At 64.4% G+C, this 15,854-nt stretch carries 15 protein-coding genes and 1 pseudogene; 11 read left to right on the top strand and 5 right to left on the bottom strand.

Annotated elements, in window-relative coordinates; all coding sequences use genetic code 11:
- Window position 1 precedes the first annotated feature (1 nt).
- On the top strand, window positions 2-496 hold the full coding sequence (locus BRX43_RS13450; RefSeq protein WP_125995616.1) for a YetF domain-containing protein: 495 nt from the start codon (window positions 2-4) through the stop codon (window positions 494-496).
- A gap of 15 nt (window positions 497-511) precedes the next feature.
- Here the strand turns inward: BRX43_RS13450 and BRX43_RS13445 are convergent, their stop codons facing one another.
- Window positions 512-1,501, bottom strand: coding sequence for an SDR family oxidoreductase (locus tag BRX43_RS13445; protein WP_125995615.1), 990 nt, complete (start codon window positions 1,499-1,501; stop codon window positions 512-514).
- 94 nt (window positions 1,502-1,595) lie between these two features.
- Between BRX43_RS13445 and BRX43_RS13440 the strand changes: the two genes are divergently transcribed.
- From BRX43_RS13440 to BRX43_RS13425, 4 genes are read left to right on the top strand one after another with little or no spacing between them, the layout of a single operon-like run.
- Window positions 1,596-3,170 (top strand): GMC family oxidoreductase, encoded by a 1,575-nt coding sequence (locus BRX43_RS13440; RefSeq protein ID WP_125995614.1) that lies wholly within the window; start codon window positions 1,596-1,598, stop codon window positions 3,168-3,170.
- Window positions 3,167-3,625, top strand: coding sequence for a DoxX family membrane protein (locus BRX43_RS13435; RefSeq protein ID WP_125995613.1), 459 nt, complete (start codon window positions 3,167-3,169; stop codon window positions 3,623-3,625). The genes BRX43_RS13440 and BRX43_RS13435 overlap by 4 nt, the downstream gene beginning before the upstream one ends.
- 58 nt (window positions 3,626-3,683) lie before the next feature.
- Window positions 3,684-4,073 (top strand): hypothetical protein, encoded by a 390-nt coding sequence (locus BRX43_RS13430; protein WP_206433211.1) that lies wholly within the window; start codon window positions 3,684-3,686, stop codon window positions 4,071-4,073.
- Entirely contained in the window at window positions 4,070-4,873 is an 804-nt protein-coding gene (locus BRX43_RS13425) for a VOC family protein (protein ID WP_125995611.1), read from the top strand. The genes BRX43_RS13430 and BRX43_RS13425 overlap by 4 nt, the downstream gene beginning before the upstream one ends.
- On the opposite strand, the gene BRX43_RS13420 is transcribed toward BRX43_RS13425, so the two are convergent.
- Window positions 4,874-6,649 (bottom strand): glycoside hydrolase family 15 protein, encoded by a 1,776-nt coding sequence (locus BRX43_RS13420; protein ID WP_125995610.1) that lies wholly within the window; start codon window positions 6,647-6,649, stop codon window positions 4,874-4,876. It lies immediately after the preceding gene.
- Window positions 6,646-7,632, bottom strand: a complete 987-nt coding sequence (locus tag BRX43_RS13415) for an SMP-30/gluconolactonase/LRE family protein (RefSeq protein ID WP_125995609.1) — start codon at window positions 7,630-7,632, stop codon at window positions 6,646-6,648. The genes BRX43_RS13420 and BRX43_RS13415 overlap by 4 nt, the downstream gene beginning before the upstream one ends.
- Before the next feature lie 167 nt (window positions 7,633-7,799).
- Between BRX43_RS13415 and BRX43_RS13410 the strand changes: the two genes are divergently transcribed.
- The gene (locus tag BRX43_RS13410) at window positions 7,800-8,693 is read left to right on the top strand and encodes a YihY/virulence factor BrkB family protein (RefSeq protein WP_164523608.1); all 894 of its coding nucleotides are present in this window, start codon (window positions 7,800-7,802) and stop codon (window positions 8,691-8,693) included.
- Window positions 8,690-9,703, top strand: coding sequence for an AI-2E family transporter (locus BRX43_RS13405; protein ID WP_164523607.1), 1,014 nt, complete (start codon window positions 8,690-8,692; stop codon window positions 9,701-9,703). The genes BRX43_RS13410 and BRX43_RS13405 overlap by 4 nt, the downstream gene beginning before the upstream one ends.
- Before the next feature lie 200 nt (window positions 9,704-9,903).
- Here the strand turns inward: BRX43_RS13405 and BRX43_RS13400 are convergent.
- A pseudogene (locus BRX43_RS13400) lies at window positions 9,904-10,407 on the bottom strand (IS110 family transposase); the annotation flags it as partial.
- 254 nt (window positions 10,408-10,661) lie between these two features.
- Here BRX43_RS13400 and BRX43_RS20905 point away from each other — a divergent pair.
- The 4 genes from BRX43_RS20905 to BRX43_RS13380 all read left to right on the top strand — a co-directional run bounded on the left by BRX43_RS20905 (window position 10,662) and on the right by BRX43_RS13380 (window position 15,436).
- Window positions 10,662-11,147: a YfiR/HmsC family protein gene (locus BRX43_RS20905; RefSeq protein ID WP_125995606.1), complete on the top strand. Its 486-nt coding sequence runs from the start codon at window positions 10,662-10,664 to the stop codon at window positions 11,145-11,147.
- Complete coding sequence (locus BRX43_RS13390) at window positions 11,030-13,189, top strand: TonB-dependent receptor (RefSeq protein WP_346962863.1); 2,160 nt, start codon at window positions 11,030-11,032, stop codon at window positions 13,187-13,189. The genes BRX43_RS20905 and BRX43_RS13390 overlap by 118 nt, the downstream gene beginning before the upstream one ends.
- Window positions 13,179-15,083, top strand: a complete 1,905-nt coding sequence (locus BRX43_RS13385; protein WP_206433210.1) for a methyl-accepting chemotaxis protein — start codon at window positions 13,179-13,181, stop codon at window positions 15,081-15,083. Before BRX43_RS13390 ends, BRX43_RS13385 begins: the two co-directional genes overlap by 11 nt.
- Before the next feature lie 119 nt (window positions 15,084-15,202).
- Window positions 15,203-15,436 carry a hypothetical protein gene (locus BRX43_RS13380; RefSeq protein ID WP_125995603.1) on the top strand — a complete coding sequence of 78 codons (234 nt, stop codon included), beginning with the start codon at window positions 15,203-15,205 and terminating at the stop codon, window positions 15,434-15,436.
- Between the two features lie 59 nt (window positions 15,437-15,495).
- Here the strand turns inward: BRX43_RS13380 and BRX43_RS13375 are convergent.
- A partial coding sequence (locus BRX43_RS13375; protein ID WP_164523604.1) for a GGDEF domain-containing protein occupies window positions 15,496-15,854 on the bottom strand: 359 nt, incomplete at its 5' end.

Below are 15,854 nucleotides of genomic sequence, written 5' to 3'. Positions count from 1 at the left end.
GATGGAGGGGATCGCAACCACTTGCGCATCGATCTTCGGCAACGGCAAGGACCTGAGCGTGGCACAGGAATGCGCGCGTGCAGTGCTGGTACTGGCCTACGGCCTTCTGGCGGTTCGCGTGGTCGGCCGGCGCATCTTCGGGAAATGGTCGGCGCTCGACATCGTCGTATCGATCGTGATCGGCTCGAACCTCAGCCGGGCGCTGACCGGGAGCGCACCGCTACTGGGCACGCTTGCGGCAACCACCGTGTTCCTGCTTCTCCACTGGCTGCTGGCGCATCTGGCGGCGCGCTTCCCGGCCATGTCCCGCCTTCTGGAGGGGCAAGCCATCACGATCTTCAAGGAGGGCAAGGCCGATCAAGGCGCCCGTCTACGTCACTCGGTGTCTGAGGCTGACCTTGACGAAGCGCTGCGTCGGTCCGGGATGTCGAGCGTGAACGACGCACGCCAGGTCACGCTTGAACCAAGCGGGAAGATCACCGTCCTGAAACGCTGATCTTCCCTGCGGGTGTCAGATGTCCAGGCGCTTGGCGGCCCGGTGCGTTAGATAACCCAGCCCGGCGAGCCCAAGCGCATAGAAGGCCGTACGGTGACGATCGGTGAAGAACTCCATGCTGCGGCGACGCGAGCTGTCGTCGAAGCGGCCGTGGGCGCTGTAATCACCGGGCACCGGCTCGAACAGATTCGAGGGGGCATCAGCCGGCGCAGGCTCGTCCGTCAGCTGCCCCTTATAGCCAGCCTTGGCGAGGTAGCGGTCTATCAGTCCCGGCGCGACACGATTGCCTAGGATCGCCTTCACCGAGGAGAAGCCCAGCCACACGTCGCGCCGCTTGTGGGTGGCCGCGTAGAAGATCGCTCGCGCAGGGACTTCGGGCTCAAAGATCGGCGCAACAGGGCGCGCCTTCTTGCCCATTTTGTTCAAGGCCCAGTCGAACTGCGGTGTGTTGACCGCCGGAAGGTCGACCATCGTCAGGTGCACGTCGATCTTGTCGTGGATGATCTCGGAGCGCAACGAGTCCGTGAAGCCCCGGATTGCCGCCTTCGCGCCGCAATAGACCGACTGGAGCGGCACTGATCGGTAAGCCAGCGCGGAGCCGACGTTGACGATCGTGCCACGGCGCGTTCGCATCCGCTTCAGTGCGCTCATCATGCCGTGGACCTGGCCGAGGTAGGTGACCTTGGTGCCGCGCTCGACTTCCTCGGGCGTCAGCTTCGCGACGGGCGCGAAGACGGTTGCCATGGCGACATTGACCCATACGTCGATCGGCCCAAGCTCGCGCTCGGTGCGATCAGCTGCAGCCTCAACTGCAGCGGCATCGGCGACGTCGGTTGGGATCGGCAGGGCACGAACGCCGTGCCGACGCAGCTGCTCGGCTGCGCGTTCCAGTCGTTCAGGGTCGCGTGACAGCAACGCGACGTCATAGCCTTCGCTCGCGAACTTTTCGGCGGTTGCGCGCCCTACTCCTGCCCCGGCTCCGGTGACAACGACGACTTTGCTCATGCCTGGCTCCTGATTGATCGAGGTTGGGAACAGCCCTCGATCAACGGGGTTCCGGCCTCTGCCATGATGGCATCACTTCGCAGCGGATACGTGCATGGCCGAGAACACTCACTACGACCTCATCGTAATCGGCAGCGGGCCGGGCGGTGCAGCACTCGCACAGCGGCTCGCTCCCACGGGCAAGCGCATCCTGATCCTGGAGCGCGGCGACTATCTGCCGCGCGAAGAGGCCAACTGGAGCGGTCAGGCGGTGTTCGTCGAGGGCAAGTACCAGGCCGACGAGCAGTGGGTGAACAAGGATGGCGGCACTTTCGCGCCGCAGCTCCACTACAATGTCGGCGGCAATTCCAAGGTGTACGGCTCGGCGCTGTTTCGTCTCCGCGAGCGCGACTTCGACGAGGTCGAGCATGCTGGTGGCGTGTCTCCTGCCTGGCCCCTCTCCTATCAGGATTTCGCGCCCTGGTACGACGAGGCAGAGGCCCTGTTTCATGTCCATGGCCGCCGCGGCGAGGACCCGCTCGATCCGGGCAGCACCGCTTACCCCTTCGTGCCGGTCAAGCACGAACCCAAGGTGCAGGAGCTGTCCGACAAGCTGACCGGGCTGGGGCTACACCCGTTCCATCTGCCGCTCGGCATTCTGCTCGACCAGAAGGAGGACGGCTTCGCGACGCCCACCAGCGTGTGCATGCGCTGCTCCTATTTCGACGGCTTTCCATGCCTGCTGAACGGCAAGGCGGACGCGCAGGTGATGTGCGTCGACCCGACCATCCGCGACTACCCCAATGTGACGCTCCTGACCGGGGCCTATGCCGAGCGGTTGGACACGGATGCCAGTGGACGCCGGGTGGAGTCGATCCTGGTCCAGCGTGACGGCCGGCAGGAACGTTATAGCGCGGACACGGTGGTCGTCGCGTGTGGGTCACTTTCTTCAGCGCTGCTGCTGCTGCGCTCCGCCAACGAGCAGCACCCGAACGGTCTCGCCAACGGCTCGGATCAGGTCGGCCGCAACTATATGCGCCACGAGATGTCGATCGTCATGGCGGTGATGAAACACGTCAACGAGACCGTGTTCCAGAAGACGCTGGCGCTGAGCGACTTCTACTTCGACAGTGGCGATCCCGACTATCCGCATCCGCTCGGCCTCATCCAGATGTGCGCCACCAGCCATGCCGACCAGATCAAGGGCGAGGCGCCGTTGGCCTCGCTCATGAAGCATCTGCCCGACATGCCCTTTGCCGAGATGGCACGGCACTCGATGGATTTCTGGCTCCAGACCGAGGATCTGCCGATACCGGAGAACCGGGTCTATTATCAGGATGGGCAGGTCCATCTCGACGTCACCGAGACCAATGAAAAGTCTCTCAAACGGTTGAAGGCAAAGCTGGAACAGGTGCTGTCCGATATCGGCTGGCCGGCCATGCTGATCGAACGCTCGCTCTATCTCGGCAAGGACATCCCCTTGTCGGGAACTGCGCACCAGGCGGGCACCTGCCGCTTTGGCACCGATCCGTCGACCTCGGTCCTCGATCTCGACTGCCGCGCGCACGAAGTCGAAAATCTCTACGTCACCGATGCCAGCTTCTTTCCCTCGATCGGCGCGGTGAACCCGACGCTGACGATCATCGCCAATGCCCTTCGCGTCGCCAGCATCATCGAGGCCCGGCTGTGACGACCGCAGCCGTCGCCGCGCTGATCGTGCGCTACGGCATCGTCATGCTGTTCCTGCCGTTCAGCGCACTCGACAAGATCTTCTCGTTCGATCACGCGGTCAGCCAGGCGCAGCAGGTCTTCTCGCCGCGCTGGCTCGCCATCGCCGTGCTGATGGTCGGGCTCTTCATCGAGATCGTGTGCTGCGGCGCGATCGTGCTCGGCATCGCGGATCGTGCCGCCGCCTTCGTTGTTGCCGGCTACTGCGCCGTCACGGCGGTGCTCTACAAGCAGTTCTGGAAGCCGGGCGATTTCTTCACCGATCCGGGCGGCAAGGGACGCACCCTGTTCTGGGACTTCCTCAAGAACCTGTCGCTTGGCGCCGGTTTCCTCCTCCTCATCGTCGGCACCGACGGGGCAGGGCTCCAGCCTTTCCTCGATGCGCCCTTCGCCTCCAGCCATCCCTACGGAAGATAACACCATGTCCGATGCCGGTCCCAAGCCCTCCGTCCCCTATCAGCATCTTTACACCGACGTGAACGGCATCAGCCGCTTCAGCGAATGCGCGCTGACCGATTACGAACTGAAGGGCGTCGGCAATGCCGATCCTCAGTGGAACGACAAAATGGAGCGCGGCGAAGCCACCGTCGTCTTCACCGTGCAGCCGGTCGGTTGGGTCGGTGATTGGCACGAGAATCCGGCGCCGCAGTGGATCGTGGTGCTGTCGGGCCGCTGGTGGATCGAAGCCATGGACGGCACGCGCATCGAGCAGGGACCGGGCGAATTCTCGTTCGGCGGTGACCAAAATTGCATCGAGAAGGACGGCAAGAAGGGCCACAAGTCCGGCACGATCGGTGACGAGCCCTGCCGCCTGATGACGGTGCAGCTACACCGTGACCGGGTCGGACCGTGCGAACTCAAATGACCTTTGCCCGCATCGCCGCGTTCCGATTGGTAACGCAGCAGCCCGAAGTTCTCGTCGCCTTCTATGCCGCGCTGGGCTTCACCGTTGGCGATCCGCGACCGATCGACGGAGATGAATTAGCAGTCCTTGGCATCGCCGGTGCGGGCAGGCGCTGGCCGTTGCGGTTGGGCGAAGCGGTCGTCGAGCTCGATTGCTACGACGTTCCGGGTCAGCCCTATCCAGACAACGCGAACGCCGCGTCGCAATGCTTCCAGCATCTCGCCCTTGTCACCGACGATGCCGACGCGGCCTGGGCACGCGCCCGGTCGGCCGGCGCTAGGCCGATCAGCGATACTGGACCAGTGACGTTACCGGCGTCCTCGGGCGGCGCGACCGCGATCAAGTTCCGCGATCCAGAAGGGCACCCGCTCGAATTGCTCAGCTTACCGGACGCAGCGGAGAAAGGCTGGCGCGGCCGCGGGATACTCGGTATCGATCACAGCGCAATCGTCGTGAGCGATCTTCCAGCGAGCGAGGCCTTCTATACCGCGCATGGCCTGACCTGCGGCGATGCCACGCTCAACCAGGGCAGCGAACAGGCGGCGCTCGACGGTCTGGAAAACCCCGTCGCCGATGTGGTGCCAATGCAGCCCCCCACGGCGCCTCCTCATGTCGAACTGCTGCACTATCACCAACCATCCGGCGCGTCGCACGAGCCCGTCGCTGTCAACGACGTCGCAGCGACGCGGATCGTCTGGCATCAGGGCCCGCCGGCTCTGTTACGGGATCCGGACGGGCACCTCCATCAGACCGGCGGTTGATCAGACTGCGCCACGCTGCACCACCGGGCGTGATAGGAACAGGGCGGAGTTGACTACGCCCAGGTGCGTAAGGGCCTGTGGCACATTGCCGATCAGCCGGCGCGTGGGGACGTGGAACTCCTCACTCAGCAGTCCGACGTCGTTACTAAGGCCGATCACCCGGTCAAGCATCGTCGCTGCCTCGTCGCACCGGCCCTGCATCGCCAGGCAGTCGGCAAGCCAGCATGAGCAGGCGAGGAATACGCCTTCATCGTGGCCGTCGCCCTTCGCCGCCTTGCGGCGAACGAGCCCGCCTTCCATCAATTCGCGCTCCACAGCCGCGATCGTGCCAGCGATACGCGGGTCGTCGGCAGGCAAGAACCCGACAAGGGGCAGCAGGAGCAGCGAGGCATCAAGCGTCTCGCCGTCATAGCGCTGCACGAAATGCCCCGCGCCGGCTGAGTAGCCTCGCTCGCACACGGTCTGGTGGATCTGTGTCCTTAGGCCGCGCATGCGCCCAACCAGTTCATCGCCTGCGGCGGCCCGCATGACGTCGCTCTCGACGAAATGGTTGATGCCGACCCACGCCATTGCCTGCGAATAGGTATAGCAGCCCGGGTCGCCGCGGCTCTCCCAGATATCGGCACCGGGCTTGTCCCAGGCGCCCTCCAGATATTCGATCAGCGCGATCTCCACCGCGATGTCACGCGGCGTGCGCTCCACGCCAGCGCGGGTGCCAACATGGAAGCTGTCGATCAACTCGCCATACACGTCGAGTTGGGTCTGGTCCGAGGCAGCGTTGCCGACCAGGACCGGTTTCGCACCGCCATGACCCTTCAGCCATGTCGCTTCATATTCCTGCAATCGACGCCCGCCGTCGATCCGGTACATGATGCGCATGTCCTTCGGATCACCCGCAATCGCGCGCAGGATCCAGTCACGCCAGCGTACAGCCTCGTCAGCGAAGCCGGCGTTCAGCAGTGCGGTCAACGTGAAGGTCGCATCGCGTAGCCAGCAGTAGCGATAGTCCCAGTTCATCGCGCCGCCCGGCACTTCGGGGAGACCCATGGTGGCCGCAGCGACCAACCCGCCGGTGCGCCGGTCGATGAGCGCTTTGAGCGTGAGAAGCGAGCGCTTGAGCGGCGCACCCCAGCGATCGGGGGCATCGAAGCGGCCGATCCAGTCGCGCCACGCCTTGTCGGTCTGCTTCAACAGCCGCGTCGTGTCCGGCTTCTTTGGCAGCTCGGCATAGGAGGGCGCGTAGGAGAGCGCGAAGACGAGCCGCTCCCCCTTCCTCACGCTGAAGGTCGCGCGCGCATCACCGTTGGCGGCCTCCAGCGCACAGGGAGCATGCAGGACGAGTTGATGGGACCCGGCATCGGCGCACAGGCCACCGTCGAACGGCCGCATCCATGGCGGCACGCGGCCATAGTCGAAACGGGGGCGCAGCAGGCTGGCCATCTCGACCTCACCCGACAGACCCTCGACGATCCGCACGACCATCGGTTCGCCGTCGTGCCACGGCATGAAGTCGGTGACCCGTACTGCGCCGCTATCGGTCGAATGATCGGTCTCGAGGATCAACGTGTCGCCCCGATAGCGGCGCTCCACGGCTGTCACGAACCCGGTCGGGGCGATCTGCCAGCAGCCATTGCCCTGATCGCCGAGCATTGCCGCAAAGCATGCGTCGCTGTCGAAATTCGGCAGGCACAGGAAGTCGATCGAACCGTTGCGGGCAACCATGGCAGCCGTGCGCCCATCACCGATCAGGGCATAGTCCGCGATAGGAGAGGTCATGCGTCAGCCTTCAGATCGAGTGCGAGCAAGCGGCTTTCCGCCGCGATGAAAAGGCGCCGCCCGTCGGAGCCGCCGAAGCATAGATTGGAGACGGTCGCGTCGATGGGTACGAAGCCCAGCCTGTCGCCATCCGCCGACCAGACGTGGACACCGTCGGCTGCACCCACCCATAACCAGCCGCGTGCGTCGGTCGTGAACCCGTCCCGATAGCCGTGATCGGTTCGGCAGAAGCGTGTTCGCTCCCCCCAGCTACCGTCCGGCTGATGGCGGAAGCGCAGCACCTCATGCTTCGTGCCCGCCGTAAAGCCCGGCACCTCGCCGAGCGACAGTGACGTGTCCGACACGTACAGCGTCCCACCGTCGGCAGACAGCGCGACGCCGTTGGGCTGCTCGAAGTCGGCGACCCGTGTCAGTTCGCCGTTTGCGGGATCGAACCGATAGACACTTCGGTGATCAAGCTCGGGCTCAGCGAGCGCGCCCTGGCTCGGCATGACGATGCCGAAGATCGGATCGGTGAACCAGATCGATCCGTCAGGTGCCACCGTCACGTCGTTGGGCGAGTTGAGACGCTTGCCCTCGAAGTGGGTGATGAACGGTTCGGGACCCCCCGTCAGGTCGGCGGTAGAACGGCTGATACAGCGGCGACCGTGTTCGCAGTGCCAGACCGTCCCATCGGGCGCGACAGCGTTACCGTTCATGAACCAGGTCGCGTCGATCGCGACTTCGACACGGCCGTCTTCTTCATACCATGCGTTCAGCCGGCGGTTGGGGACATCGGAGAACAGGAGGCGGCCGTGCGACGCCTGCCATGCTGGACCCTCTGCGTGAATTGCCCCCTCGTGCAGCACGAGCAAGGGCGTGTCCGCCGATAGCACCTCGGCAAGCCGGACGTCATCGATCTGACAGCTGCGGAACCAATCGGCGTGCTTGATGGCGCCAGGACGCCGAAGCAAGCGGCAGGGCAGAAAGTCAACCGGGCTCACAACAAGCTCCTTGATATGAGCGCGTGATGGTCGGCGTCATGCATTTGTCACCGCGCTTTGGGTCCTTCCTGCAATCGATGGGAGCTAAATCGAACACGATCGTTATGGGTCCGTTACCCGAACACGGGCGTCGAAATCGGTCGAGGTGCGAGGACATGGCTTGGGGGGTGAACAGAGCGACCGACGTGCATCTGCGGGTGGGTTCGCCGGACATGCTGCGCTGGACCGTCCTGTCGTGGCGGACGTTGCGTAGCGGTATGCACGACGATTTCGGCATCGCAGCGAGCTCGATCGCCTTTGCCGCTTTTCTCGCGATAATCCCTCTGATCAGCCTGATCACGGGAGCTTATGGCTTTTTCGTGCCTGCCGCGACAGTGGCGCACAATCTGTCGACCTTGACGGCGATCATGCCGGTGGATGCGCGGCAGATCGTTGCCAGGGGTCTGAACAGCGCGCTGGCGACGGATCGCGCCTCCATCACGACCTTCCTCCTTTCCATCGTCATCGCGCTGTTTAGTGCGCGTCGCGCCGGGCGTTCGCTGCTTCACGGCATCAACCTCGCCTTTCGGATCGAGCGGGAGCGCCAAGGCCTACGCCGACAATTGGCGTCGACCGTGCTGGTGCTGGGCTGCGCCGCGCTCGTGCTGACCGCATTAATATCCCTGTCCGTCTTAGCATTCCTGCAAAGCTATGTTCCCGATGGCCTTCCCGGGGCCCGCCTCGTCTCGACAGTCACGCTGTTCGGCTCGCTGACACTGGGTGCGGGCGCGGGGCTAATCCTGATCTATCGCTACGCTCCTGCGGCGGAGCAACCGATCGCCTGGCACCACGTCCTGCCGGGCACAATCGCAGGCGTCTCGATGTGGCTTACCGCTACGCTGTTGTTCCGAACCTATGTCGCGCACGTTGCGCGGTTCGACGACACCTATGGCTCACTCGCGGCTGTGGTCGTGTTGATGCTGTGGCTGATGGTCTCGGCATGGGCGATGCTGCTCGGCGCACGCCTCAATGCCGAAGTCATGGCCGATTCCGGGCCCCGCATCGAGGAGCGACCCAAATGACTCAAGACCTGGTGCAGGACCGCTACCGCAATCGCATGCTGACTATCATCACCGCGCTCCTGCTCATTGCGGCACTGCGGGCAGGGTTTGCGGTGATCATGCCAATCGCCTTTGCCGCGATCATCGTCGCAGCCTTATGGCCGCTCAAGCGCTGGCTTGCGCGCTACATGCCGTCATGGATCGCCTATACGCTGACGCTGCTGTCGTTGATTGCAATCCTCGCTGCCTTCGCCGCGGCGGTATATCTGTCGATCGGGCAGGTCATCGGAGCGATGTCGGCGCAATGGGCTGGGCTCGAGAAGGCCTATACCCATCTTGCTGCCTGGGCGGCTGATCGCGGCGTGCCGATCGCGGGAACCATCAACCGCCAGCGCATCATGGGGCTGTTGCAGATGCTGGCAAGCGGCGCCTATGCCTTCGTCACCTATGTCGGGTTTATCGGCATCGTTGTAATGCTGGGTTTGCCCGAAGTGCCACGGCTGCGGCGTCGGTTGTACGAGATGTTTGAAGGTGGCGCGCGTCGCGATATGCTAGAAGTGAGCGAGGAGATATCAGGCCAGGTTCGTCGGTATCTCGGCACTACACTTGCCACCAGCATCCTGACGGGTGTTGCGTCCGCCCTTTGGTCGTGGATGACCGGGCTTGAGCTGGCGTTGGTATGGGGTATCCTGAACTTCCTGCTCAACTTCGTGCCCGTAATCGGTAACATCGTCGGTATCGTGCCACCCGTGCTGTTTGCCTTCGTGCAGTTCGGCGGGTGGCAGATGCCGACCCTGGTGCTCGTCGGTTTCGTCATCCTGCAGATGACCATCAGCAACGTGGTCTATCCGCTACTCCAGGGTAAGCAGCTTTCCCTGTCACCGCTGGCGATCATCATCGCCATGACGTTCTGGAGCTGGGTCTGGGGCATCGCTGGTGCCCTGATCGCCGTGCCGCTTACCGCCGCGATAGTCATCATCTGCGGCCAATTTGACCGCAGCCGATGGATCACGAAATTGCTGTCGACTTAAAACAGACGGCGGCGGCGGAAGAACCGGATGACCCAAAGCCGGACATTCACACCCCCTTCTCCACCTCCCTACTTCGTACCCTTCTCCACCTCCCTACTTCGGCCGTCCGTTAATCTCCGCGTTACGACCGCTTTTGCGCCTGACTTTGCGTTTTCGAATGTCGTGATGTGGTGGGGTCGTGGTGCCGTGTCCCCGATCTCGCCGCCCTCGAGCGGGTCCGCCAGCACCGCGAGGTGGGCAACGCCCTTGGGCGCTACCCAGCCATACTCGGCCAGGTGCCCGCGGATCGCGTTGCCGATCTGGGTGCGCTCCTTCACCGCCAGGTCGCGCGTGCGGAACACCAGTGCTGCCGCCCGCTGTTCCTCGCTCTTCACCGCCACGAACCGCATGCTCGGCCGCTGCGCCGCCTCGCAGATCGCCTCGGCATCCACCGCATCGTTCTTGTGCCGCTTCACGAATGGCTTCACGTCCGCCGGCGGGATCAGCCGAACCTCATGCCCTATCGCCTGCAGCTCGCGCGCCCAGTGATGCGCACCGCCGCACGCCTCCAGCGCCACCAGGCAGCGCGAGTGCGCGACGAAGAAGTCGAGCAGCTTGCCACGCGTGAGACGGCCACTGAACACCGCCCGGCCAGCAGCATCAGCTCCGTGCGCATGGAAAACTTGCTTGGCGATATCCAACCCGATCGTGGTAACCTCTGACACGGAGGCCTCCCTCAGTGGTGTTCAACACCTCCACTCTGGCACATCGCTGCCGTCGGGGGGCGTCCACCCCATCACCAGACGCGGACGATCTGACCGCATGCGCTTCGCCTCGCCGGCGGCCAGTTTGCGGTTTTTGCGAGCGAATATAGCATTGTAGCTCCGGCGTTAACTATTTGGATAGTCCCGCCCTGTCATGCGCAGCCCATGGTGGGAGGGTGTTCGTGATTAAGCCTTGGATTTGGAGTTGCTGTGCAGTGGCGCTGACCAGCGCCACGCCGCTGTCCGCTGAACTGAATGTACCGATTGCCGCACGCGTCGTGTCTTTCCTGCAGCCGCCACCCAGCGGCACGATGGCGGCCGCCATCCTGTTCGAACCCGGCAATGCCGCCTCCGAAGCAGAGGCAAATGCCATCGAGCGCGCCATCGGCAATGGCCTGGCCGCCGGTCGCGGTGCCATCCGGGTGCGGCGGGTGCCGATCGGGGCCATGGGGGCGTTGAGCGGCTACCATGTGGCGTTCGTGACGGCCGGTCTGCGATCCCAGCAAGGGGACATCGCTGCCATCGCCGCGAAATCCTCGGTGCTGACGATCTCGTCCGATGCCGCTTGCGTGCAGTCGGCACGATGCGTCGTCGGCATCAGCACGGTGCCGAAGACCCAGATCACCGTCAGCAGGGCCGCGGCGCGGGCCGCCAACATCCGCTTCGGATCGGCGTTCCTCATGCTGGTCAAGGAAATCTGATCATGTCGGCGTCGACCCGCACCCCTTTGCTGCGCGGCCTGCTCGCGGCTTCTGCCATTCTAGCCCCTGCCGTCGTTGAAGCGCAGGCCGTCGATTATCAGGCTTTGCAGGAAACGATCGGCGAGCCGGTGACCACCAGTGTCACGGGCAAACCTCAGCGCGCATCCGAACTGCCTGCATCGGCGATCATCATCACCCGTGACGACATCGCCAAATCCCCCGCACGCGACGTTCCCGGCCTGCTCAAGACCTATGGCGGTATCGATGTGAACCGCTGGACCGCGGGTCAGACGGATGTCGCCGTGCGCGGCGGGGTGCAAACCTATAACGCCCGGCTGCTGGTGCTGGTCGATGGGCGTCAGGTCTATCTCGATCACTACGGCATGACAGATTGGAACCTGCTCAGCGTCCAGCTGGAGGAAATCCAGCAGATCGAACTGGTCCGGGGACCAGCCAACGCCCTGTTCGGCTTCAACGCGGCAAGCGGCGTCGTTAACATCGTCACGCGACGCGGCGGGCAGGCGCCGTCCGCAGTGGCAACCGCCGAACTCGGCAATCACGGCATCGGCAAAGTCTCCGGTTCGCTCCTGCTGCCCGTCACCTCGACGATCGGGCTGAAGCTGGCCGGTGCACGCGCGCGGGAGGATGAGCGTGCGATCCCCGCCACGCTGCTGACCCCGGCGATGATCAATGCCGTCGCGAGCGACCAGCTCACCGCCGATCTGACCGGGGCATTGGGCGGCATGGACCTGACGCTGGGCGGCGGGCATGCCGATAATCGTCAGGTCGAATATCTTCCGAGCCAGTTGTTGTCGAACCAGCGTTTCCGCAGTGACAATATACATGGCTCCGTGGCCCGCGACACGAACTGGGGCGGGCTGACGCTGGGCGGCTACGTCAATTGGCTGGACGCGGACTATGGCGTCGGCGCCATGGCGGATGCGACGGCACCGATCACGTTCAAGAACCGCATCATCGTCGCCCAGGCCTCGTCCCTGGTACGGTTGGGCGCCGCGCATACGCTGCGGGTCGGAACCGAGTATCGCAACAACAGACTGCGTTCGGAATACCAGTTTTCCGACCGTATCTCCTATGACGTGGCATCGGCCAATGCGATGCTCGATCTGCACCCGGCGGAACTGATCTCGCTGACGGCGGCCGGACGTCTCGACAGGCTCTGGCTGCACCAGTCGGGTGAGATCGCCCAACCGGCCTATGACGATCCCGCCGCCTTCGCGCGGGCCTTCACGCGCTTCAGCTTCAATGCGGCATTGCTCGTTCACACCGGAGCGGAAGGCCTGCTGCGCATCAATGGCGGTCGCGGATACCAGCTGCCCTCGCTGGTCGATTTCGGCATCCGCCTGCCGATCGTCACGCCGTCCCCGGTTCCCATCTATGTCGCGGGCTCGCCTCGAACCAACCCCGTGGCGGTCTGGAGCGGCGAGATCGGGTATTCCCATCCGATCGGGCAGGTGAAGCTGGAGGCGACGGCCTTCGCCACCCGCACCAAGAACGCCATCGCATCGCCCGGCGACGGCCTGCAGACCGAATTGTTCCTGACGCCGTCGCCGTCGCTGGTGGCTCGGTTCCAGGCGGTCGGCGACTTCACTACCTATGGCACCGAAATCGCCGCGTCGGGCAGCCTGGCCAGGCTCGTCTGGCGGGCGAATTATACTTGGACGCATAGCGACGACCAGCTTGCCGGGACGACGCTGCCGATCCCCTTCGCCCTGTCGCCGGCATCGACAACGCCGGAGCATAAGGCCAACCTCACCCTGACCTATACGACCGGTCGCGTGTCGGTCAGCGGCGTGGCGCGCTATACCTCGGCCACGCGGCAGTTCGCGTTTTCGACCACGCCGCGACTGTTGCTGTTTCCGGTCGACGATGCCGTCGCCATCGATGGACGTGCAGCGATCCGTCTGACCCCGGCGGTCGAACTGTTCGCGGCTGCCGAAAACCTGACGCTGGCGCGCGGCGCGGCCCTCTCTCCCATTCCCGCGGACCGACGCGCGCGCGCAGGAGTACGCCTTGCTCTCTAAGCGTCTTCGATCAATGACTGGGTGGCGCGAGCGCGGGTGGACCGTCAACGGCCACGCCCGGCGGCAGTCGAAGCTCACCGCCTGCTTCGAGCAGCGGTTGAGGCTGGCCGACCGTTCGATCACGCACAAGGTCGCGGCAACGCCGGCGATCATGCTGATCCTGTTCGTCGCGATGGCCCTGACCAGCACCGCCGCCCTGCTGTTCGCGGGTCAACGCGTGGACCATATCGTCAATCGCGACATCCGCGACATCGGCCAGTTGAATAGCATCACCCGGCGTTTCGATGCGGTGAACCTCAGCGTCTATCACTTGCTGGTCACCAAGGCAGCGACGCCGGCCCTGATGATCGATCGCCAGGTTGCCTCCATCCACCGCGAACTGGCGGGCGTGCGCGGTGACCTGCTGACGTTCCAGCGCAGCCACCATGCCCAGGCCGCATCGCTGCAACCGGCGATCGTGGAGTTGGAGCGTTACTCGGGCACGGTCGACGTGCTGACGTCGATGCTGAGCATCGACTTTGCCAGCACGGCCGCGATGATCGATCCGTTCCGCCTCAACGCACAGCGGATCGACGCGCAGATCCGCCAGGTCGCTGCTGGCGGGATCGCGCGTGCCGAGCACCGGGCCATGGGGGCGTTGTTCGCCACCCGCCTCACCATCGCCATGCTGTTGCTGGCGCTGGTGGTGAGCACCGCGATGAGTCTCGCCCTGGCCTATGTGGTCGGGCGATCGATCGTGTCGTCCATCACGAGCATCGCGGCCGCGACCGAGGCGGTATTGGATGATCGCGACATCGACTTTGCCGAACTGCAACGCCGGGATGAGCTTGGCCTGGTCGTCACGGCGCTGGCATCGTTCCAGGCCGAGCGCACGGCGGCCAGGCTGGTCGCGCATGAGGCGGAGGAGATGCGCCGCCAGGCATTGGCGCAAACGGAGCGCCAGACCTCCGCGATCGCCTCGGTCCGGGAGCAGGCGCGCCTGGATCGCGAGGCCACGCTCACCAGGCTCGCCGAGGCGTTCGAGCGTCAGGTGACGGGAATCATCCGCAGCGCGCAGAACGCGATGGCGCATCTCGAAACGAACGCTTCGATGCTGCGCAAGGCGATCACTAGCAGCCGCGACCTGGCGAAGAAGGTCGACACGATCTCCAAGAGCTTCGCCAGCGAGATGATCGAGGCGGGCCAGGAAACCCACTCGCTGGCGCGTGCCTTCGACAGTATCGACCGGGAGATCACGGACACCAGCCTTGCCGCCAAGTCGATCAGCGAACATGCCCGCGATGCACGCGAGACGGTCGCGCTGTCACGGCAGCAGGCCGAGAGCATCGAGCAGATCGTCGGCGTCATCACGGCGATCGCCAAGCAGACGAACCTGCTGGCGCTGAACGCCACAATCGAATCCGCGCGGGTCGGACCAGCGGGCGCCGGCTTTGCCGTTGTAGCCGCCGAGGTGAAGACCCTGGCGTCGCAGACCGGCGACAGCGCCGGTGATGTCCGCGGCAAGATCGAGGCGGTCCAGGGGCAAATCCGCTCCGTGGTCACTAGTACGGAGAGCCTAAGCACGTTGATCGACAGCATGAACGACGGGGCGGGCCGCGTCGCGGCCATGTCGCGGGGGCAGACCAGTGCGATCGAACAGCTCAATGCCCGCATCAGCGCCGTCGAGGAGCGCAGCCAGGTCCTGGCCGAAGCCGGCATGGAGATACGCACATCTGCGGATTCTAACCTCGTATCGGTACAACAGGTTCAGGATACCGCCGAAATCCTGAAGCGGACTCTCGAATCCCTTGCGCTGGACGCCCAGCGTTTCACGAGAGACCTCCTGCATGGCGAGCGGCCGATCGATATTCAGCCGGAGCCTGTTGATAGGGATGAAACCCAATCCGCATTGTGAACGGTGATGGATTGTCCTGATTCGCGGACGGTTGGATGATCGGCGGAGAGTCTCCGGGATCGTGCATGGATTGGAGTTGGCGACCGCTGGTGTGGCTGCCCGGCCGATTGCAGCTATCGATGACGATCTACACCCCATTCGACCTCTGGTTTCGTCATGGCTTCTGGCTCAGATTGCTCGACGCAAGCGACCGGGCGATCCCGAAGCGGCTGTACGACGAAGATCCAACGCTCGCCGACGCCATCGACCGTCCCCATGCGCTGATGCCGACGCCGGGCAACGGCAGCGACATCAAAGCCGTGCCCGCCCTTCACACGCGCGCCGACCGGGACCGCTCATCTCTCAAGCGCTAGCCTGAGCGTCGGTCCAGGCAAGCCCCATGCGTCAGGTCTGTGCGTGACTCCTAATCCCCTCAGGCGGCCGTTTGCTGCGCTTCGACAAGGCTGACCTTGGCGCGGTTGCGACCTGAGCGCTTGGCGTCGTAGAGCGCCGCGTCCGCGGCCTTGATCAAGGTCGTACCATCGCGATCCATCGCATCGGTCCAGGTTGCGATCCCAAACGACATGCTGGTGGCGCCCAACCTCTGTCCCCCGGCGCGGATATTGAGTTCGGCGATCGCCAGTCGCACCTGTTCGACCCGGTTAAGCAGCGCCGTCGCGTTCGTGCCGGGCGCGATGATCGTGAACTCCTCGCCGCCATAGCGGCAGACCACGTCACCGTCGCGGAAGCGATTGCGCATCTCCGCCGATACCGCCTGGAGAACCGCGTCGC

The organism is Sphingomonas sp. S-NIH.Pt15_0812, assembly GCF_003951315.1.
In the GTDB taxonomy this organism is placed as follows: domain Bacteria; phylum Pseudomonadota; class Alphaproteobacteria; order Sphingomonadales; family Sphingomonadaceae; genus Sphingomonas.
Note: the sequence above shows the minus strand (reverse complement) of the source record. Positions and strands in the feature narration are given on the sequence as shown.